The 18611-nt window shown below is 64.6% G+C and carries 18 protein-coding genes and 2 pseudogenes; 8 read left to right on the top strand and 12 right to left on the bottom strand.

What is annotated here, in order from left to right; all coding sequences use genetic code 11:
• On the top strand, nt 1-765 hold the full coding sequence (locus tag QF050_RS19700) for a response regulator transcription factor (RefSeq protein WP_308931951.1): 765 nt from the start codon (nt 1-3) through the stop codon (nt 763-765).
• Here QF050_RS19700 and QF050_RS19695 read toward each other — a convergent pair.
• The gene (locus QF050_RS19695) at nt 738-1148 is read right to left on the bottom strand and encodes an Hpt domain-containing protein (protein ID WP_308931950.1); all 411 of its coding nucleotides are present in this window, start codon (nt 1146-1148) and stop codon (nt 738-740) included. The genes QF050_RS19700 and QF050_RS19695 overlap by 28 nt on opposite strands.
• 222 nt (nt 1149-1370) lie before the next feature.
• Between QF050_RS19695 and QF050_RS19690 the strand changes: the two genes are divergently transcribed.
• On the top strand, nt 1371-2594 hold the full coding sequence (locus QF050_RS19690) for a glycosyl hydrolase (RefSeq protein ID WP_308931949.1): 1224 nt from the start codon (nt 1371-1373) through the stop codon (nt 2592-2594).
• Nucleotides 2595-2625: 31 nt separating this feature from the next.
• Here the strand turns inward: QF050_RS19690 and QF050_RS19685 are convergent, their stop codons facing one another.
• From QF050_RS19685 to bioB, 4 genes are read right to left on the bottom strand one after another with little or no spacing between them, the layout of a single operon-like run.
• Nucleotides 2626-3084, bottom strand: coding sequence for a very short patch repair endonuclease (locus QF050_RS19685; protein ID WP_308931948.1), 459 nt, complete (start codon nt 3082-3084; stop codon nt 2626-2628).
• 19 nt (nt 3085-3103) lie between these two features.
• A complete protein-coding gene (locus tag QF050_RS19680; RefSeq protein WP_308931947.1) occupies nt 3104-3538 on the bottom strand; it encodes a pyridoxamine 5'-phosphate oxidase family protein in 435 nt (144 codons plus the stop codon).
• A 51-nt stretch (nt 3539-3589) separates the two neighbouring features.
• Entirely contained in the window at nt 3590-3865 is a 276-nt protein-coding gene (locus tag QF050_RS19675) for a hypothetical protein (protein WP_308931946.1), read from the bottom strand.
• The gene (gene bioB, locus QF050_RS19670) at nt 3862-4881 is read right to left on the bottom strand and encodes a biotin synthase BioB (RefSeq protein WP_308931945.1); all 1020 of its coding nucleotides are present in this window, start codon (nt 4879-4881) and stop codon (nt 3862-3864) included. Before bioB ends, QF050_RS19675 begins: the two co-directional genes overlap by 4 nt.
• 214 nt (nt 4882-5095) lie before the next feature.
• Between bioB and QF050_RS19665 the strand changes: the two genes are divergently transcribed.
• The 4 genes from QF050_RS19665 (at nt 5096) to QF050_RS19650 (ending at nt 9819) form a co-directional block, all read left to right on the top strand.
• Nucleotides 5096-6823: a hypothetical protein gene (locus QF050_RS19665; RefSeq protein ID WP_308931944.1), complete on the top strand. Its 1728-nt coding sequence runs from the start codon at nt 5096-5098 to the stop codon at nt 6821-6823.
• A 203-nt stretch (nt 6824-7026) separates the two neighbouring features.
• Nucleotides 7027-7701 (top strand): DUF6318 family protein, encoded by a 675-nt coding sequence (locus QF050_RS19660; RefSeq protein ID WP_308931943.1) that lies wholly within the window; start codon nt 7027-7029, stop codon nt 7699-7701.
• Between the two features lie 143 nt (nt 7702-7844).
• A complete protein-coding gene (locus QF050_RS19655; protein WP_308931942.1) occupies nt 7845-8630 on the top strand; it encodes a hypothetical protein in 786 nt (261 codons plus the stop codon).
• Nucleotides 8631-8748: 118 nt separating this feature from the next.
• Entirely contained in the window at nt 8749-9819 is a 1071-nt protein-coding gene (locus QF050_RS19650) for an alkene reductase (protein ID WP_308931941.1), read from the top strand.
• 233 nt (nt 9820-10052) lie between these two features.
• On the opposite strand, the gene QF050_RS19645 is transcribed toward QF050_RS19650, so the two are convergent.
• Nucleotides 10053-10370: a hypothetical protein gene (locus tag QF050_RS19645; protein ID WP_308931940.1), complete on the bottom strand. Its 318-nt coding sequence runs from the start codon at nt 10368-10370 to the stop codon at nt 10053-10055.
• 127 nt (nt 10371-10497) lie between these two features.
• Between QF050_RS19645 and QF050_RS19640 the strand changes: the two are divergent.
• A pseudogene (locus tag QF050_RS19640) lies at nt 10498-12928 on the top strand (Tex family protein).
• A 25-nt stretch (nt 12929-12953) separates the two neighbouring features.
• On the opposite strand, the gene QF050_RS19635 reads toward QF050_RS19640, so the two are convergent.
• The 5 genes from QF050_RS19635 to QF050_RS19615 all read right to left on the bottom strand — a co-directional run bounded on the left by QF050_RS19635 (nt 12954) and on the right by QF050_RS19615 (nt 16972).
• Nucleotides 12954-13769 (bottom strand): DUF2071 domain-containing protein, encoded by an 816-nt coding sequence (locus QF050_RS19635; RefSeq protein WP_308931939.1) that lies wholly within the window; start codon nt 13767-13769, stop codon nt 12954-12956.
• Between the two features lie 52 nt (nt 13770-13821).
• Nucleotides 13822-14601 (bottom strand): isocitrate lyase/phosphoenolpyruvate mutase family protein, encoded by a 780-nt coding sequence (locus QF050_RS19630; protein ID WP_308931938.1) that lies wholly within the window; start codon nt 14599-14601, stop codon nt 13822-13824.
• A 131-nt stretch (nt 14602-14732) separates the two neighbouring features.
• Nucleotides 14733-15128 (bottom strand): DUF1622 domain-containing protein, encoded by a 396-nt coding sequence (locus QF050_RS19625; RefSeq protein ID WP_308931937.1) that lies wholly within the window; start codon nt 15126-15128, stop codon nt 14733-14735.
• A 68-nt stretch (nt 15129-15196) separates the two neighbouring features.
• Nucleotides 15197-16054 (bottom strand): SDR family oxidoreductase, encoded by an 858-nt coding sequence (locus QF050_RS19620; protein ID WP_308931936.1) that lies wholly within the window; start codon nt 16052-16054, stop codon nt 15197-15199.
• Nucleotides 16055-16057: 3 nt separating this feature from the next.
• Nucleotides 16058-16972, bottom strand: a complete 915-nt coding sequence (locus tag QF050_RS19615) for an MSMEG_6728 family protein (RefSeq protein WP_308931935.1) — start codon at nt 16970-16972, stop codon at nt 16058-16060.
• Nucleotides 16973-17154: 182 nt separating this feature from the next.
• On the opposite strand from QF050_RS19615, the pseudogene QF050_RS19610 reads away from it, so the two are divergent.
• Nucleotides 17155-17743: pseudogene (locus QF050_RS19610) on the top strand (hypothetical protein).
• 160 nt (nt 17744-17903) lie between these two features.
• On the opposite strand, the gene QF050_RS19605 reads toward QF050_RS19610, so the two are convergent.
• On the bottom strand, nt 17904-18533 hold the full coding sequence (locus tag QF050_RS19605; protein WP_308931934.1) for a transglycosylase family protein: 630 nt from the start codon (nt 18531-18533) through the stop codon (nt 17904-17906).
• Nucleotides 18534-18611 lie beyond the last annotated feature (78 nt).

Here is an 18611-nt window from a genome sequence, read left to right as displayed (position 1 = left end):
ATGAGTGAGGCACGTGTGGGTCTGGTCATCGAAGATGACCACGACATTCGGGAACTGGTTCGCACTGTGCTGACCCAGGCTGGATTTGACGTTACCGTCGCCAGTGGCGGCGCTGAAGGCGTGCTGATGGCCAAGAGCCTGAATCCTGACGTCATTACGCTGGATTTGGGACTGCCGGACATTGACGGCTTTGAAGTTTCCCGGCAGATCCGGGAGTTTTCGGACGCTTACATCGTGATGCTGACGGCGCGTACCGAGGAACTGGACACGTTGATCGGGCTCGAATCGGGTGCGGACGACTACCTCACCAAACCCTTCCGCCCACGGGAGCTCCGTGCCCGGGTCGCGGCCATGATGCGACGCCCACGGTCCGTCCCGGACCCCGGCGAGGTCGCGGTGGATCCGTCGGCTGACGGCGCTGCCCACCCCGAGCGTGGAAACTTCAGCCACAACGGCCTTGAGTTGAGCTACGCGTCCCGCACCGTGACCGTCGACGGCAGGGAAATGAACCTGACCCGCACCGAATTCGAGCTCCTGTATGCGCTACTTGAGGCGGGCCGCACGGTCCGGACCAAGTCGGACCTGGTGCGCCGGCTCCGGGACGAGGATTACGACGTCGGCAGTTACATCAGCGAGGCTGACGAACGATCCGTGGAAGTCCACATGGGAAACCTGCGCAAAAAGCTGGGTGACTCGCCGCAGCAGCCGCGGTGGCTGCAGACAGTCCGCGGCGTTGGTTACCGTTTGGCGCCGGGACAGCACTGAGCCTGCAGCCGGTGGATGGTCTGCCTGCTGCACTGGGTGATGGGCCGCAGGAACGTGGCCGCCAGCCGCGGCAACGCCACCGACATGTCGGCGTGGCGCGCTTCTGCCCTGATCTCGGCTTCCAGGTCCTGGGCCATGCCTGCCAGGCGTTCAGCACCAACCATTTGGCTTGCCGTCTTCAGGCTTAGGACCGCGTCCATGGAACCCTCCAGGTCGCCGGTGGTGAGGGCGAGCCGCAGCTTGTCCAGCCGCTCGGGCAGGTAGTCGATGAAGTTCGCCACGAAGACCCGGCTGTAGCCCTCTTCTTCCTCCAGTTCCTCCCGCAACCGGTCCAGGACCGAGGGGTCCACCAGCGGTCTGGGTGCATCATCTGACGTGCTCATGACACTCCTTTCGGCTGAACGTGCGGACTCTGGAACCAGCCGGATACGCGAGGGAACCGGTATTTGTTCAGGTTAGGTCTGTTCCCGTGCGGCATCCGTGGTTGGGAAATTAATTGCGGGTTTCTTGATGAGATTGCGGTTTTTGGCCCTATCATCAAGCCAGCGCTTTTCGCGCTGCCACACCAGCGGCCTGGCCGCCTTCAAATCTGGGGATAGATTGCCGTGTTTCGTTCGCTGAAGACCCTTGTCCTTGCTTTGTTGGTGGCTTCCGGATTGGTCTTTTCCGTGGTCCAACCAGCCAGCGCGGCCACATCGCCGCAAATCACGCTCAACCCTGCGTCCGGTCCGGCCGGCTCCGCAGTGACGGTCGCCGGAACCGGGTTCAAGGCGTCCACCACCGGGACAGTGATTGTGGGTTCGGCAACGTTCCCATTCCAGACCACATCAACCGGGGCGTTCAGCACCGGCATCACCATTCCGGCCGCGTCCACCGGAAGCATCAGCATTACCGCCAAGACCTCATCCATCAAAGCATCAGCCACTTTCGTGGTGGAGGCGGCCCCGGCTCCGGCTCCTCCCGCCGTCAGTACCGCGGCCTTGCGCTTTGGCGTTGCCAACCCCGGGGGCCCCTTGGCCAGCACGGAGTTGGACGAGGTGGCCACCCTTGCCGGGGAAAGTCCGTCCATCCTGATGATCTACAAGGACTTCCTGCAAGCGCCGCCGGTGGCTGAGATGGACGCCGCCCGCTCGCGGGGTGCCACCCCCTTGGTCACGTGGGAACCGTGGGCGTGGGGCGGTGGCGTGGATCAGCCTGCGTACGCTTTGGACCGGGTGGCCGCCGGCGATTTCGACGGGACCATCACCCAATGGGGGCAGTCAATCGCTGCGTGGGGCAAACCGGTCATGTTGCGTTTCGCCCATGAAATGAACGGCAACTGGTACCCGTGGGCGGAGGGCGTCAACGGAAACCAGTCCGGCGACTACGTCGCCGCCTGGCGGCATGTGCACGACGTCGTTGCCGCCACAGGTGCCGGCAACGTCCAATGGGTGTGGTCGCCAAACGTGCCCTACTGGGGTTCGACGGACCTGGCAGGCTTGTTCCCCGGCGCCGGGTACGTCGACGTTGTGGCACTGGACGGCTACAACTGGGGCACGTCGCAAACCTGGAGCAGCTGGATTTCCCCGGTGGACCTTTTTGCCCCGGGAATCTCCCAGCTCCGCACCCTGGCCCCGGGAAAACCGGTCCTGATCGCCGAGACTGCGTCCAGCGAGCTGGGCGGTTCCAAAGCGACATGGAACACGGACCTGGTGTCCTACCTGGCCGCGCAGCCTGACGTCATGGGCTTCGTCTGGTTCCACATGCAGAAGGAAACCGACTGGCGCATCAACAGCAGTGCGTCGTCCGCTACCGCCTTCAAGTCAGCCCTGTTGGCCCGGAGGAGCTAGCTAGGGGATAGGGGTTGCTGCTCCGATACTGTCAGGGGCGTGCCTCCAGGAAGTGGAGGAGGTGGGCTTCGAGGGCTGAGGGGTCCTTCATTTCGCACTCCCAGACGGTCAGGACCTTCCAGCCGGCGCCTTCCAACCGGCGGAGTTGATCGGCGTCGCGTTCCCGGGTGCGGGTGCGCTTTGCCTCCCAGAAGTCCGCATTGGCCTTGGGCGCATGCTGACCCGCCCGGCAGTCATGGAAATGCCAGAAGCAGCCGTGCACGAAGATCACCTTGTGGCGGCCGGCGAAAACGAGGTCCGGATTGCCGGGGAGTTTGGAGCCGCCTGACGCGCCGTGCAGGCGGTACCGGTAGCCCCTGGCATGCAGGAGCCGCCGCACCAGCAACTCCGGTTTGGTGTCCTTGCCGCGGATCCGGGACATGTTCCAGCTGCGCCGCTCGGGGGTGAGTTTGTCTGCAGTGGGTTTGGCTTCGCTGGAAGTGTCCGGCATCTTTCCAGTCTACGAGTGCCTAAATCTCCCGTTCCGGCTGTTCGCCGAACACGAAGTGCCGGCCGCTGACGGAGGTGGGGTCGATTTCCACGTAGAAGTCCTTGAGCGTGGGAACCCAGGTCTTCAGGCCGAGCTCTTCAATGGCGGCAAGCTCGTCCGAGTTGCTCAGCACCCGCGCTGTTCCCCGCAGCACAACGGACCACGCTTCCGCGGAAAGGATGCCATCGGTCTCAAAAAGGACCCGGGCATTGATGGTCAGCTGCGCGAGTTTGTTCCCCGGCGCCGTGCGGAGGTAAACCTTCCGGTTCGACGTCACGTAATTCACCGGGAAAATGTCGGGTTCGCCCGCAACGGAAACCACCAGCCGGCCGTGTTGCGTTGCCGCCAGAAGCCGCCACGACTGCTCACCGTCGAGTTCCAGGACGGGATTGCCGTCCGCATGTTCAAACATCATGCCGCCATTGTTCTCGTCCGGGTAGGAACGCGCCAGGGTCCGGAGTCCCCTTTACGAAGCGTTCAATCCGTGCCGGGAGCAAGTGGCCCACCAGCCCAGCGGGGAAACCTGGACCTTGAGCCTGCGGCCGCAGGACGCGCAGAAGCGCGGCGGCTCCAGCTGGAGAAGGACCGCGCACCTGGCGTGGTGGTACGACGGCGGTGCGTCGCCGCCGTCGTACTCCTCCTCGGTGGGCGCGTCCCCGTGCAGGGAATGAGCCTGCAGCGGAAGTCCACAGAGTTCGCAGTAGGGAGTTTCAGCCGGCGGGAAGAGGTCCGGGCTGCTCATAAGGTTTTCTGCAATTCCTTGATGGGCATATTCAGCTCCACCAGGAGGTTGAGGTCAGCGGTGGCCGGGCGGCCCAGGGTGGTGAGGTAGTTACCGACGATGACGGCGTTGATGCCGCCCAGGAGGCCGTCACGGGTGCCGAGGTCGCCGAGTGTGAGTTCGCGGCCGCCGGCGTAGCGCAGCACGGTGCCGGGCATCGCGAGCCGGAAAGCCGCAATTGCGCGCAGCGCGTCTTTCCCGTCCATGACCGGCTGGTCCTGGAGCGGTGTGCCCGGCCTGGGATTGAGGAAGTTCAGCGGAACCTCATGTGGTTCCAGGTCCGCCAGTTGCGCCGCAAGTTCGGCGCGCTGCTCAAGGGTTTCACCCATCCCGATCAACGCCCCGCAACACAGCTCCATCCCGGCAGCCTTGACCATGGCGCAGGTTTCCAGCCGCTCCTCGTAGGTGTGGGTGGTGACCACCTGCGGGAAGAAGCTGCGGGCGGTTTCCAGGTTGTGGTTGTAGCGGTGGACCCCCCAGCCGGCCAGTTGGTCCACCTGCCGCTGGGTCAGCATGCCCAGGGAACAGGCGATATTGATGTCCACTTCCTGCCTGATGCGGTCGATCGCGAACTTGACCTGGTTCATGAGTTTGATGTCGGGGCCACGGACGGCAGCCACAATGCAGAATTCCGTAGCGCCGGTGGCGGCGGTTTCCTTCGCGGCCTTGACCAGTTCCGGAATGTCCAGCCACACGCCGCGGACCGGGGAATCGAACAGCCCGGACTGGCTGCAGAAATGGCAGTCCTCGGGGCAACCGCCGGTCTTGATGGAGATGATGCCCTCCACTTCCACCTCCTCACCGCAATGCCGCAGCCGGACTTGGTGGGCCAGGTCAAGGAGTGCCGGGAGTGCGTCGTCAGGGAGGCGGAGGACGTCCAGCAGTTGTGCCTGGTCGAGCCCGATGCCCTGCTCCAGGACCTGCCTCCTGGCCGTTTCCAGGATGGAGTGGTCCTGCAGTGGAAGGGGATTCGTCATCGCTGTCCTTTGGCTCGCCGGTATGTCCTTTCCGACGCTAGTTCCATGCGCGGCTGCCATTTTTGTGGACTGCCCACAAGGCCGGAACTCGGACTTTGTTGACACCTTCAGTCAATACTTAACACCGCCGAAACAGTTCCGTGACCGCCCTGTCGTTTCGGCTGGATAGCGTCGCTTCGAGACGTTCCCCTCCCATCGAAAGAGACAGGCATAAATGAGCCACGACCTGGATACCCAGCAGCTGCTGGAACCGGCGGCACCCGCGGGGGCCGCCGTCGTCGGACATCCTCCGGCAACCCGGGCGGCGGGCAACACTGCCGCCCTCAATGCCACTAAGGAAAGCCTGGAAGACTACACGCTCCGGTTCGCACCGCGCTCGTACCGCAAGTGGAGCGCCGGGGTGGTGGCCACCAGTGCGCTGGGCGGCATCGCGTACCTGGCGGACTTCTCGATCGGCGCCAACATTGGTATTTCGTACGGCACGGTCAATGCGCTCCTGGGGATTGTGGTGGCGGCAGTGGTCATCTTCGCCACCGGATTTCCGCTGGCGTACTACGCTGCCCGCTACAACATCGACCTGGACCTGATCACCCGCGGCTCCGGCTTCGGGTACTACGGGTCCGTGGTCACCAACGTCATCTTTGCGACGTTCACCTTCATTTTCTTTGCGCTGGAAGGGTCCATCATGGCCCAAGGCCTGGAGTTGGGGCTCGGCATTCCGCAGTGGATGGGCTACGCCGCGTCCACAATCATCATCATTCCGCTGGTGATTTACGGCATGAACACCCTTGCCAAGCTGCAGGTGTGGACCACGCCGCTCTGGCTGCTCCTGATGGTGGTCCCGGTGGGGTATCTGCTGATCTCCCACCCCGAGAGCATTGACAGCTTCTTTGCCTACACGGGGGCGTCCGGTGACGGCGGGCCGAACCTCGCGTCCGTCATGCTTGCCGCCGGGGTATGCCTGTCGTTGATGGCGCAGATCGCCGAGCAGATCGACTACCTCCGGTTCATGCCGCCGCGTACGGATGCCAACAGGGGTGCCTGGTGGCGGGCTGTGATCCTGGCTGGGCCGGGCTGGGTGATTTTCGGTGCCATCAAGCAGATCGTGGGGCTCTTCATCGCGATCTACCTGATCGCCACGCTGGACCCTGCCGCTTCAGCCACCGCCAACGAGCCGGTGCACCAGTTCCTGGGCGTCTACCAGGAGATGATGCCGGCCTGGCTCGCCATGACCCTGGCGGTGGTGCTGGTGGTCATCTCACAGATCAAGATCAACGTGACCAACGCGTACTCCGGCTCGCTGGCGTGGACCAACTCCTTCACCCGGATCACCAAGACCTACCCGGGCCGGATGGTGTTCGTGGTGGTGAACCTGCTGATCGCCCTGGTGCTGATGGAAGCGAACATGTTCGATTTCCTGAACACCATCCTCGGGTTCTACGCCAACTGCGCCATGGCCTGGGTGGTTACGGTGGCGTCGGACATCGCCATCAACAAGTACCTGCTCAAGATCTCGCCCAAGGTCCCGGAGTTCCGGCGCGGCATGCTGTACGCCGTGAACCCGGTTGGATTCGTGTCCATGCTGGTGTCCGCGGGTGTTTCCATTGCGGTATTTTTTGGCGCGTTTGGTTCGGCGATCCAGCCGTACTCGCCGATCTTCGCGGTGGGCCTGGCGTTGATCCTTCCTCCCGTCCTGGCACTGGTGACCCGCGGACGGTACTACCTGCGGCGCACGGACGACGGGATCGACCTGCCCATGTTCGACGCCGACGGCAACCCCAGCGACGCCAAGCTCCTTTGCCACGTGACCGGGATGGAATTCGAACGGCCCGACATGGTGCGGTCAGCGCAGGACGCGCCCGACGGCGGCCGGCAGTATGTTTCGTCGCTCGCCTTGTCCACCGACAAGACAGGGGAACTGGTACTTCCGGCCGGGAAATAGCGAGGTTTCTTTATTGGGTCTTTTCTAAGGAAGCCGGTGCCAGCGGGCACCGGCTTCCTTTATGACTTTTCTGCCGTGCGCGGCGGTGGTAAACCGTTGGCGGGAGCCTGTGGATAAGTCTTAGCGCCACATTGTGACCTGGGCTACCCTTAAGTCACTGTTCGGAGCAAGCCGTCTTGAAACTATTGGGGGAATAGCGGCCCATGACATTACAGAACCTCTTTACGTCGCGCGCTTTTTGGTCCCGTCCGCGGCGGTTCAGCGCGGGAGCCGTTGTGATCGCGGGCTCGCTCCTGCTGGCCGGCTGCGCGGGCTCATCACCTGCGGATCCAGGCACAACCTCCCCGGCGGCATCAGAGAGCGCCACGTCAAGCGCCTCGGCCACTCCAAGTCCCACGCCGAGCGCCGTTTACAAGCCGGCCGACGCAACTGGCCCCGCCCAGAACGTCCCCGTTCCCGTGTTTCCGGAGGTGGCGAAGACGGAGACTAAGGAAGGGCTCGAGGCGTTTACACGGTACTGGTTCGATCAACTCAACTACGCTTACCAGACTGGTGACGTCGTTGGATTACAGGCGGTCACTTCGCCTGACTGCGACTACTGCTCAAAACTGACTGCGTCTCTAACCGCGAACTATCAAGGCGATCGCTGGCTGGCTGGTGGAACCATCACAACGCCGGCCAGCACCACAACGTTTGATAGAGCCAGCGACGGAAACTTTCAGGTCATTTTGCAAGTCCTGCAGACGCCTATTAGCTACTACGAGACCGGCGGCAAGGAATTCAGGAGCGCAAGCAATGGCTCGAATACCGGCAATGTATTACTAGCCAATTTTATGGACGGCGCTTGGCGCGTCAACGACCTCCACCCGTTACGCTGATGCCTGCGTCGGGGCTGCGTCGTATCGTCACGGTACTGATTCTCTTATTCGTTCTTACCACAGCACCAGCCGTTTCTGGGTTTGCCGACGACAGCCTGGAAGCTGACTTTGGTGAAGTCGGAGTTGATGTCGGCAGCTGGACGATGGATCCAAGCACCGGTCACGCTTTCCGGCCGGAGCCGGGTGCTGTTGTCACCGACCCCAACGAGTACAAGTACGAGCTCCAGTGCCACCTTGGCGGCGGTGACTTCGACACTCCGTGCCTTGGCCGCCAGCTCGACTGCAAGGACCGTGAGGACGGTGCCAAGGGTATTCCCGTCATGTGGCTGTCGCGGCCTCGAGGTGTTCCTGGTGCAGTCTGGGCGCACCACTCAGGTCCCACCTGCCTTTACGACGCCAAACCCGAGGACCTCCTGCCACGGATCGCCGCCGATATTCAGCGGCAATTCCAGAACCTGCCGGTGAATGCCGGGAGCGTCGTGGCTCAGCCCAGCCCCAATACGCTGCGTGGCGCCGAAACCAACTTCTACGCCGAAGCAGCTGAGCAACAGTTCGACATCACCATGTTCGGCCAGCAGCTCCACGTCGTCGCAACACCCGTCAAGTACACCTGGAACTACGGCGACGGGACTGTCTTCGGCCCCCAGGGGTCAATGGGGGGCCCGCTGCCGCAGGACCGCTGGGGAGAGAAGACCCGCACCAGCCACGCCTACGGCGCCACCGGAGACTTCCAAGTAGTGCTGACAACGTCGTTCCAAGGCACCTACTCGGTGAATTCCGGCCCACCGCTGCCCATCCCCGGCCAGGGCCAGTTCAGCACCCCGCCGCAAGGCATCAGCGTCTGGCGCTCGCTCACCCGCAACTACGCCGACGACTGCAACGCCAACCCCCAGGGCCAAGGCTGCCCGGGTGCGGTGACGCCGCGTTGAGCCAGCCCGCGGTATGGGATGGCGCGGAGGTGTGTGATCCCCGTCCCATCAGGAATAGTTGCACGCGCCCCACAGTTGGCATGGACAGTACGTCTCCAGCCTTCGAAAGGAACTGCGCATGCTGTTTTCCCCACTCACCCTCGGCCAACTTGAACTTCCCAACCGTCTGGTGATGGCACCCCTGACCCGCCTCCGTGCGGGCGAAAAGGGCGTCCCGGGCCCGCTCCTTGCCGAACACTACCGCCAGCGCGCTTCCCTCGGCCTCATCGTCAGCGAGGGCACCTACCCCACCCCCGCCGGTCAGGCCTACCCCGGCCAGCCGGGAATCGTCACCGAAGAGCAGGTTGCCGGGTGGAAGAAGGTTACGGACGCGGTGCACGCCGAAGGCGGCCACATGTTCGCCCAGATCATGCACGGTGGCCGGGTTTCCCATTCGGACATCACTGGTGGCGTGGAAATCGTCGCCCCCAGCGCCGTAGCCATTGACGGCGTCGTCCGGACTCCGGCCGGCAAGAAGCCGTACCCTGTGCCGCACGCCCTGACCACCGATGAACTCCCCATGGTCATCCAGGAAATCGTCAACGCCTCGCTGAACGCGATCGAGGCAGGGTTCGACGGCGTGGAACTGCACTCGGCCAACGGTTACCTCCTGCACGAGTTCCTGTCTCCCAACTCCAACGTCCGGACGGACAGCTACGGCGGATCGCCCGAGAATCGCGCCCGCTTCGTCATCGAAACCGTCAATGCCGTTGTGGCCGCCCTCGGCGCCAACCGCGTGGGCCTGCGCATTTCTCCCGAGCACAACGTCCAGGGCATCGCCGAGACGGACGCAGCGGACGTCCGCGCCACCTATGAGGTCCTCGTGGACAGCATTGCGTCGCTCAACCTGGCGTACCTGAGCATCCTGCACCACGAGCCCACCGGCGAACTGGTCCAGGACCTCCGCGAACGCTTCGGCGGCCCCTTCCTGGTCAACACCGGCTTTGGCGTGATCACCACGAAGGAAGAAGCCGTGACCCTGGTGGCCGACGGCCACGCGGACGCCGTTGTGGTGGGCCGCCCCGCGATCGCCAACCCGGACCTCGCCCGACGCTGGAAGGAGAGCCTTCCGCTGAACGAGCCGGACCCCTCCACCTTCTACGCAGAAGGCGCCACCGGCTACACCGATTACCCGGCGTACCAGGGCTAGGCATTTCCCCGGCCAACCCGAACCAAACGACGACGGCGGCACCCAGCGTGGGTGCCGCCGTCGTTGGCTGTCAGGGGTGCTGGTCCCGGGCAGCAGTGCCGTGAGGCCATCCGACGGCCTCCGGCTAAGAATTTATGTGGCCCGCCGGACTCCCTCGGGAAGCCGGCGGTGATCAGATGATACTCCAACGAATGGACTCTTACCAGAGCCACGTTGAGGGTCGAAAACCCTGCTCACAACACAGCCTCGCGGCCGGTGCCCTCCCTCATCAGCAGCCTGCCGTCCTCGATGGACACCAGCACGCTCTTGGGCCTGCCGCTGACCTTTGTGATGGCCTTGAGCCCGCGGTTAGTGACCTCAACTCCCACTTGTGCACCCTTCGCCGGAAGCTCCACGGAAACTTCCGAGGCGATGCCCAGGAGCGGATTGGTGGAAACATCCAGATCCCTGCGCACGACTTTCCCGTTGACCGTCACGGTGATGTTGGCCTCGTCGAACCCCTCCTGAAACACGACAAGCAGTTCCCGCATGGTGGCCTCTTCCTCGAGCATGGTGCCAGTGACTGCAAGTCCACTACAGCACTTTGCGGGCCCAAGCGGAATACTCGCTTTTCCCGGCTCAAACCCATCAGCGCAGGCCGCGGTGGAGCCACGCGGGCCGGTAGGGCAAGATGTTCTGGTGACCCAACTGCCTGTGCCTCCCCCCGCTTCCACCCCCTCCGGCGCGTCGGCCGAAGACCCCATCTTCGGCCAGATCGCCGATGAACTGGGGGTCAAGGCCTGGCAGGTGAAGGCGGCAGTAGGACTGCTCGACGGCGGGTCGACAGTTCCCTTCATCGCCAGGTACCGCAAGGAAGCCACAGGGACGCTGGACGACACCCAACTCCGCGACCTCGACGAACGTCTCCGCTACCTCCGCGAACTCGCAGACCGGCGTCGTAGTGTCCTTGACGCGGGTTGAGGCGCAAGGCCAGTTGACGCCCGAACTCCGTAAAGCGATCCTTGCGGCGGACACGAAGTCCAGGCTTGAGGACATCTACCTGCCGTTCAAGTCCAAGCGCCGCACCAAGGCCCAAATCGCCAGGGAAGCCGGCCTGGAACCGCTCGCGGATACACTGCTGAAGCGCCCGGACCTCCACCCTGAACAGGAGGCCACGAAGTACCTCAACGGCGAGCACTCCATTGGCGATTCCGCCGCTGCACTCGCCGGTGCCAGGGCCATCCTGGTGGAGCGCGTCGCCCAGGATCCTGACCTCGCCGCAACCCTGAGGGACCGTCTGTGGACCCAGGGCCGGATGGTGTCCCGCGTCAAAAAGGGCAAGGAAACCGAAGGCCAGAAGTTCTCTGACTACTTCGAGTTTGCGCAGGCGCCGGACCGGATGCCGTCCCACCGGGTGCTGGCGCTGCTCCGCGGCGAAAAAGACGGCATCCTGGACCTGGACCTCGCCGAGGCCGATCCTTCGGACGACGCCGGACTGACCGCCGCCCGAGCACGGTACGAGTCCGCGGTGGCCAGGTTCCTCGGCGTCGCCGACCGCGGCCGTCCCGCCGACGCGTGGCTGATGCAGACCGCCCAGGTGGCGTGGCGTTCCCGAGTCCTTGCCCGGCTCACCGCTGACCTGCGAGGCCGGATGTTTGCCGCTGCCGAGGACGAGGCCGTTCGGGTGTTTGCAGCCAACCTGCGTGACGTCCTGCTGGCTGCGCCCGCCGGGAACCGTGCCACGCTGGGACTCGACCCCGGGCTGCGGACCGGAGTGAAAGTCGCGGTGGTGGATGGTACCGGCAAGGTGGTGGCCACGGACACGGTGTACCCGCACGCTCCGGCGCGAAAGTGGGACGAAGCCCTGTCCACCCTGGTGCAATTGGCGCGCCGGCATTCGGTCGAACTCGTGGCGATCGGCAACGGGACAGCGTCCCGCGAGACGGACAAACTCGCCGCGGAACTGATCAAGTTACTACCGGACGTCGACCGCAAACCACAGAAACTCGTGGTGTCAGAGGCCGGTGCGTCGGTCTACTCCGCTTCGGCGCTCGCCGCCGCCGAACTCCCGGGGATGGACGTTTCGCTCCGCGGTGCCGTATCCATTGCCCGGCGTTTGCAGGATCCGCTCGCCGAACTCGTCAAGATCGATCCCAAGTCCATCGGCGTGGGCCAATACCAGCATGACGTGACAGCGTCCAAGCTGGACCGGAGCCTCGACGCCGTGGTGGAGGACTGCGTGAACGCCGTGGGCGTGGACGTCAACACAGCCTCACCCGCGCTCCTGAGCCGGGTGGCCGGCGTCGGACCCTTGCTGAGTGAAAACATCGTGGCTTTCCGCAACGAACACGGACCTTTCGCCAAACGGGCCGATCTGAAGAAAGTCCCGCGGCTTGGCGCAAAGGCCTTCGAGCAGTGCGCCGGCTTCCTGCGGATCACCGGGGGAGCGGAGCCGCTCGATGCCTCGAGCGTGCATCCGGAATCGTATGCCGTGGCGAGGAAGATCCTGGTGGCCGCGGGGTCGGCGCCGGCGTCATCGTTGGACCCGCGGAACTTCGTTGACGATACCTTCGGTCTTCCCACGGTTAAGGACATCCTCGCCGAACTGGACAAACCCGGCCGTGACCCACGTCCCGCATTCGCGGCTGCTACGTTCTCGGAGGGGATCGAAAAGATCTCGGACCTCAAGCCCGGCATGGTGTTGGAAGGAACCGTTACGAATGTTGCGGCCTTCGGGGCCTTCGTGGACGTAGGCGTGCACCAGGACGGGCTGGTGCACGTTTCGGCGCTGGCTAACCGATTCGTGTCCGATCCCCGCGAGGTGGTCAAGTCCGGCCAGGTGGTCCGGGTCAAAGTCCTGGAGGCCGATCCGGAACGGAAGCGGATCTCGTTGACGCTCCGGCTCGACGACGAACCAACCGGCGGCGGTACAGGTTCAGGGCGTCGCGGCCCCGGCGCCGGAAAGTCGGAGGGCAGCGGAAAACCTGAGCGCAGTGGACGCCCCGATCGCCAACAGCCAAAGCAACAGTCGGGCACTCCCGGGGGTGGTGTCCGTTCGACTCCCAAACCCCAGCCCGGCAGCAACACGGCAATGGCCGAGGCGCTCCGGAAAGCCGGCCTGGCAAAGTAGCCTGCGGGGTGCCGGCATATGCTTTTTATCCGGGAGCCCCGATTACGCGTGGCCGTCCGAATCTGGTCCGGACTCCCGGCGAATAGAGCACTGACTCGGGCAGCCCGTTAACGCTGATCCCGGCAGCTCGGATCAATCCGTCGCTGAGTTGCTGGACCTCCGCGTGGAACAGCGGCCAAGCCTGGTGGGTGTTCGGCACATAGGCGGTCTTTCCAAGAAAGCGGCCGTGCATGCCGAACCTGGCGGTCAGGAACACAGCCAGGGGATCAGTGGCGGGCTCTCGCAGCCTGGGGACCACCGTAAAGTCGCTGCGTGCCCCGGTGCTGCCAAACCGTCGAACAGAATAGCCCACAGGAAATTCATCCGTGGAGCCGGCAGTTGCGGTCCCGCCGGCGGGAAGTGGCGTTCGGCCCCCGCTGCCCGGAAAAGGCGGCTGCTGCCGGATACGCGACCACACGTACGGGATTCCTGCAGCCCTTGTTGCCAGAACAACCGGCAGGCGGTCCGCATCCAGGCTCAGGAACACCACTCCGCGGGTCCCGTCCGGCTCGCGGGAGTAGAGCCGGACGTTCACCTCGTTGAAGCTTCCCAGGTAGGGAATGCCGGGGCCGCGTCCAAGTGCGGCTTGCTCCATGCGAAAGCCGATCAAACCCACCCAGGAACTGCCGTCGAACACATCCGGCCGGATTCCCTCGGGCATGAACGTGGCTGCCCCCGCCTCTGGGATGCGCCAATGAAGAAAGACGGCGTCCAGCCAGCGTTGGTCAGAGAACACCGGCGTGGGCAGCTCCGGCGGCCGTGGCCACGCTGCCGCGGCAGTTGCGTTTCCGATCAAGGTCATTCACCTCCTTCGTTGGGTCCGGCCGCGGACGCTCTACGTCAAGCAGGAATTCCTAGTTCAAGGGACGGGTGCCTTCCGGAAGCTGCCCGCCGGCGAGGAGATTGGCCGCGGTGTCAGCCAATGCGGTCAGTGCGGCGCGCTGTGTCCACGGACCGTAGGAGATGCGGGCGACGCCCAGTTCTTGCAGCTTGGCCGGGGAAAGGGAACCGGGGACGTTGATGACAGAGATCTTGTTCCACCCAATGCCCTCCACCAGTGCGGTGACCGTGGGTTCATCCAACAGACCGGGTACAAAGACAGTCGTGGCACCCACGTCCAGGAATGCCCTGCCGCGGGCGATGGCGTCCGCCAGCACCTCGCCGGGGGCACGGTCCTTGCCTTTCAGGAAGGCGTCGGTCCGGGCGTTGAGGACGAAATCGATTCCTTCCGTCGAAGCGGCGTGAACCACTGCTGACATTTGGTTGACCGCGTCGGTCAGCGGCCGCATTTGGTCCTCGATATTTGCCCCCACGATGCCGACGCCGATGGCCTTGCGGGTGGTCTCCCCGGGATTGCCGTAGCCGGACTCAAGATCGGCGCTGACGGGCAATTGCGTGGCGGCGGCGATGCGGCCGACGACGTTGATCATTTCGTCGACGGGGATTTTCTCGCCGTCTTCATAGCCCAAGGAAGCAGCGATGGAGTGGCTTGCCGTGGCGAGGGCGGTGGTGCCCGGGACATCCGCTATGACTTTGGCGGTGATGGCATCCCACACGTTGACCACCTGAAGGATTTCCGGCGCCTGATGGAGACGGAGCAGTTCGGACGCTTTGGTGCGAATGGTTTCAGTCATGGCTGAAGCCTAACGGACGTTTCAGGGGCAAGCCGGGGTAGTGGGGCGTACTCCTTTTAGTGGGCAAGGACTACCGCCTGTCCGCGACAGAAACCGGTTGCGCGGCTTCGTGTTTTATTGGTGCGGCGTCCTTACCCGGCGGGGGCGTGGGCGCCGGAGCGGGCTGCCGCCGGGTCTTTTTGCCATGGCCAGCGCCCCGTGATCTCCAGCTCGAGGGAGAAGCTGAGGAACGTCCTGATCAGCACGATGATGGCCAACACCCCGACGCTCTCGAACGTCGGCGTGACAGCAACAGTGCGGATAATGTCCGCAGCGACGAGCAATTCAAGGCCCAAAAGGATCGAGCGGCCCAGCGACTGGCGGTACGAACGGTAGAAGCTCAATCTCTGCGCGCCGGCCGGGAGCTGCCGCGGTTGGTGGCCTCGGATTGCCAGCGGGAGTGACACCAATGCCCCGATCACCATGACCGCGACCCCTGCGAAGTCGACCAGTTGACCGGTCTGTTCAATGATCTGCCTGAATTCCATTCCCTGCCTTACTTTGGGCCAGGCATCTGCCGCCCGACGTGGAACCGCCCGGGTTTCGGGTGTCCCGCTTACGGATGGCGGCTGCCGTTCCCCGCGATGACGTCCCTGTACCCTTCCCTGAACGTGGGAAACGTGAAGCTGACCCCCGTGCTTCGCAGCACGTTGTTCCGGCAGCGCTTGTTGCCGCCGCGGGCGGGACCGGCATCGCCCACACGGGGTTGGGGCAGGCCAAGTTCGGACGCCAGGAAGCGCAGGACGGCGCCGAGATCCGCCGGCTCGTCGTCCACGCCGATGTAAACCGGAGCGGGAGCATCCGCCATGGTGGCAAGGTGCACGATCGCCGCCGCGGCGTCATCCCGATGGATCCGGTTGGTATAGCGCACGTCTTCCGGAATGACGGCGGTGCCGCTCCGCACCTGGTCGATCAGCCTGGTCCGGCCCGGCCCGTAGATGCCGCCCAACCGAAGGGACGTGGTGGTGCTTGTTCCGGAAAGCCGGCTGCGCAGGAGATCCTCCGCCTCCACCAGCACCTTCCCCGAGAAACCACCAGGGTTCGGTTCGGTGGCCTCATCCACCCAGCCGCCCGCGGCGTCGCCGTACACAGCCGTGGAAGAAACAAAGAGGACGCGTTCCGGGGTTAAGCCATCCCGTTCCAGTGCATCCAGGACATGTGCCGTTCCGCGTACATACGCAGCACGGTATGCCTCCTCTGTGGGGGCATCGGCTGCTAGGGCTATGACGACGGCGGTGGTGTCCGCCGGGATCGCCGGCAGGTCGGGGGATCCCAGGTCTGCCGCGGCGCCTTCGATGGTTGCCGGCAGTTTTTCGGGGGACCGCCGCCACCCTATGACCCGGTGGCCAAGGGCAGCGAACCGCAGTCCCGCCTCGGTGCCCAGGTCACCGCACCCCGCCAGGAGAATTGTCATGGCCTACGGGGCCTCGACGGGGAAGAACACGCGCGGGTCCTGCAGCAGGGCCGGGTAAGCGAATGCTGAGCGGTCGATGACCTCCAGGACCTCGAAATTCCTGCCGAAGCGGCCGTCATCGAGGGTGATGGGCCGGCCCGCCACGTGGCCCACAGCGAACTTTGCGCCGTGTTCGAGCGGGACGGCAACAGGGGTCTTACCCGGAAGGGTCCGGAATGCCTCCTCCTGCGCCTGGCGTTTGCGGGTGGGCTTCTTCACCTGGGGTTTGGGCGGCGCCTTCTTCGGGGCGCGGGACGGCCGGCGGGAGCCGTCCTCAACATAGACAGGGCTGTAATCGTCGTCCCCGGCGGGCGCCGCGGCCGAAGCGTTCCGGTTCACGGCCGGTAGTGCCACTGTGGTGAGCGATTGCGGGTCGACGTCGTCGTGCGGGTCCCGGAGGATCCACAACAGGTCCCCTTCCGGCTCCTGCGGCAGGAATTCGTGCCGCGGCTCGGGCCAGACGTAGTCCATCCCCGCTATGGCGTCCGGGAAAACGGAGGTGTAGAACTTCGGTTCCTTGTGTACCAGCTTGGACCGGTGGCTCAGGTGGAAGTCGGGGTCCCCGAGCCACGGCGGCATGATGATTTTGGCGGCGTAGTCAGGGTGGGCTGCCTGCGGCGCGAACTCGGCAATGTTGGCCCGTGTATTGTCCGGGTGGCCCCGCTCCATCCACTCGTCCACCATCGCGAGTCCATACATGGTGAGGGCAGGCACGTGGCCCATCCACATCCTGATGGCTGGGTGGGTCTGCCAGCCGTATTCAGGGATCACCAGGGCACGAAGGGTTTGCAGCGCTTCAACCCGCTGCTTGCCCAGCCGCGCGGTGTCCAGGGCTGCGGCGCTTTGGCGGAAGTCAGGGTACGGGAGAAAAGTTTGCATCCATTCAGTCTGACGGCAGCCGGCGGAAGTGCCAATTGCTGTGCCGGCGGCCACATCCGGCGCCTGTCCGCCGACATGATCCTTGCCGGGATGAATGTCCAAATAGTGGACGCATACATACGGCTCCCAGGTTGAACCACTAAGATCTCGGCAACCACCCCCCGCGTTTTGGAAGCTCACTCATGACATCTACACCTGAAAAGTCCACAGCCGACGCCCGCCCCTCGCTGCCCCGCTACGGACAGATGCTCGGCCCCGAAGCCCGGGGCATCCTGGTCCTCGACGAGTTCACCATCGATCCCGCCGGCAGCACGGAAGGACCAGCACCGTTTTCGCGACGGCATGGCCGCCGTCGCCCGGACCGTCCGCAGGATCTCCGCCCTGCGCGTGGTGATCGCGCTCGTCGCCATCGGAAACCTGCCCCTGTTCCTGCTCTCGAGCGGCTGGTGGATCTACGGCGTCTCACTCGCCCTCGTGGTCGCAGTGCACAGCGCCGTTACCCTGCTGAACCGGCACGAGCCCAGGCTCAAGCAGCGCTCGGCACTGGAACTGCACATGCACCGCGAACGCAGCGCCAACTACCGCAAAGTGCGCGACGCAGTGAAGTACATGATCGACACCCCCAGCCGCATGAACGAGCACCTCTACCTGGAGCTGCTCGCTGCCAAGCGGGTCGCCCTGAACCTCGCGCACGGCACGGTGGCGCTGCTGGACACCAGCGACGAGTCCGCGTGGAAGGTGCGGATCGTCCGCGAGCTGCCCGCCAGCTGACCAGCCGGTACATGCCCGCCGCGGCAGCAGCCCTGACTTAAAAGAACGACGCCGGCACATCCCTTGTGGGGTGTGCCGGCGTCGTCTTTGGTCAACGGAATTTGTCTATCGCCGACCTGTCTGTGGCGCCTTGGGGGCGGTGCGGCCAGGGCCGCCGCTGCTAAGCGGGAAGCTGGATGACCTGTCCTTCGAACACCAGGTTCGGATCGGAAACGGTATCCAGGTTGGCGTCGGCAAGATGCTGCCAGCCGCCTTGGATCCCCAGCTTCTGGGCAACGATGCTCAGGGTGTCCCCGGCCTGCAGGGTGTACGTTTCACCGCTGAGTGGAACGGAGGTTGCATGCCGCGGTGCGGGCGCCTGCTGGACAGGGGCGCTTTGGACCTGGGTGGCCTGCTTGACCGGCGCACTCTGGACGGGTGCGCTCTGCACCGGTGCTCCGCCCCCGCCGCTCAGGCCGAGCTGCGACGCGCAGGAGGGCCAGGCGCCCCAGCCCTGGGAAGCCTGGACCCGTTCGGCTACCGCGATCTGCTGTTCGCGGCTTGCATCTGCGGGCGAGCCGGTGCCGCCATAGGCAGCCCAGGTGCCGGACGTGAACTGCAGGCCGCCGGAGAAACCGTTGCCGGTGTTGGTGGACCAGTTGCCGCCGCTCTCACACTGCGCCAGGGAGTCCCAGGTAGAGGTAGGGGTGGCGGCGTTGGCTGCCGTGGCTGAGAGGGCCAGTCCTGCCGCAGAGACGGCGGCCAGGGTGACTCCGCGGCGTGCGGCAGTACGGAATTTGGTGTTGTTCATGATGTGATGCTCCCGAGGGCCACCAGCGCTGGTTCCGTCCCCGGAGATCGTCGCGCTACTGCCCACCCCTGACAAATA

The sequence above is a fragment of the Arthrobacter sp. SLBN-112 genome, from assembly GCF_030944625.1.
In the GTDB taxonomy this organism is placed as follows: domain Bacteria; phylum Actinomycetota; class Actinomycetes; order Actinomycetales; family Micrococcaceae; genus Arthrobacter.
The sequence above is the reverse complement of the archived record's forward strand: the minus strand, read 5'-3'. Positions and strand labels throughout refer to the sequence as shown.

Coding starts and splice junctions, on each gene's coding strand:
- QF050_RS19700 (WP_308931951.1), top strand. CDS start 1: ATGAGTGAGGCACGTGTGGGTCTGGTCATCGAAGATGACCACGACATT.
- QF050_RS19695 (WP_308931950.1), bottom strand. CDS start 1,148: ATGAGCACGTCAGATGATGCACCCAGACCGCTGGTGGACCCCTCGGTC.
- QF050_RS19685 (WP_308931948.1), bottom strand. CDS start 3,084: ATGCCGGACACTTCCAGCGAAGCCAAACCCACTGCAGACAAACTCACC.
- QF050_RS19680 (WP_308931947.1), bottom strand. CDS start 3,538: ATGATGTTTGAACATGCGGACGGCAATCCCGTCCTGGAACTCGACGGT.
- QF050_RS19675 (WP_308931946.1), bottom strand. CDS start 3,865: ATGAGCAGCCCGGACCTCTTCCCGCCGGCTGAAACTCCCTACTGCGAA.
- bioB (WP_308931945.1), bottom strand. CDS start 4,881: ATGACGAATCCCCTTCCACTGCAGGACCACTCCATCCTGGAAACGGCC.
- QF050_RS19665 (WP_308931944.1), top strand. CDS start 5,096: ATGAGCCACGACCTGGATACCCAGCAGCTGCTGGAACCGGCGGCACCC.
- QF050_RS19660 (WP_308931943.1), top strand. CDS start 7,027: ATGACATTACAGAACCTCTTTACGTCGCGCGCTTTTTGGTCCCGTCCG.
- QF050_RS19655 (WP_308931942.1), top strand. CDS start 7,845: ATGGATCCAAGCACCGGTCACGCTTTCCGGCCGGAGCCGGGTGCTGTT.
- QF050_RS19650 (WP_308931941.1), top strand. CDS start 8,749: ATGCTGTTTTCCCCACTCACCCTCGGCCAACTTGAACTTCCCAACCGT.
- QF050_RS19645 (WP_308931940.1), bottom strand. CDS start 10,370: ATGCTCGAGGAAGAGGCCACCATGCGGGAACTGCTTGTCGTGTTTCAG.
- QF050_RS19635 (WP_308931939.1), bottom strand. CDS start 13,769: ATGACCTTGATCGGAAACGCAACTGCCGCGGCAGCGTGGCCACGGCCG.
- QF050_RS19630 (WP_308931938.1), bottom strand. CDS start 14,601: ATGACTGAAACCATTCGCACCAAAGCGTCCGAACTGCTCCGTCTCCAT.
- QF050_RS19625 (WP_308931937.1), bottom strand. CDS start 15,128: ATGGAATTCAGGCAGATCATTGAACAGACCGGTCAACTGGTCGACTTC.
- QF050_RS19620 (WP_308931936.1), bottom strand. CDS start 16,054: ATGACAATTCTCCTGGCGGGGTGCGGTGACCTGGGCACCGAGGCGGGA.
- QF050_RS19615 (WP_308931935.1), bottom strand. CDS start 16,972: ATGCAAACTTTTCTCCCGTACCCTGACTTCCGCCAAAGCGCCGCAGCC.
- QF050_RS19605 (WP_308931934.1), bottom strand. CDS start 18,533: ATGAACAACACCAAATTCCGTACTGCCGCACGCCGCGGAGTCACCCTG.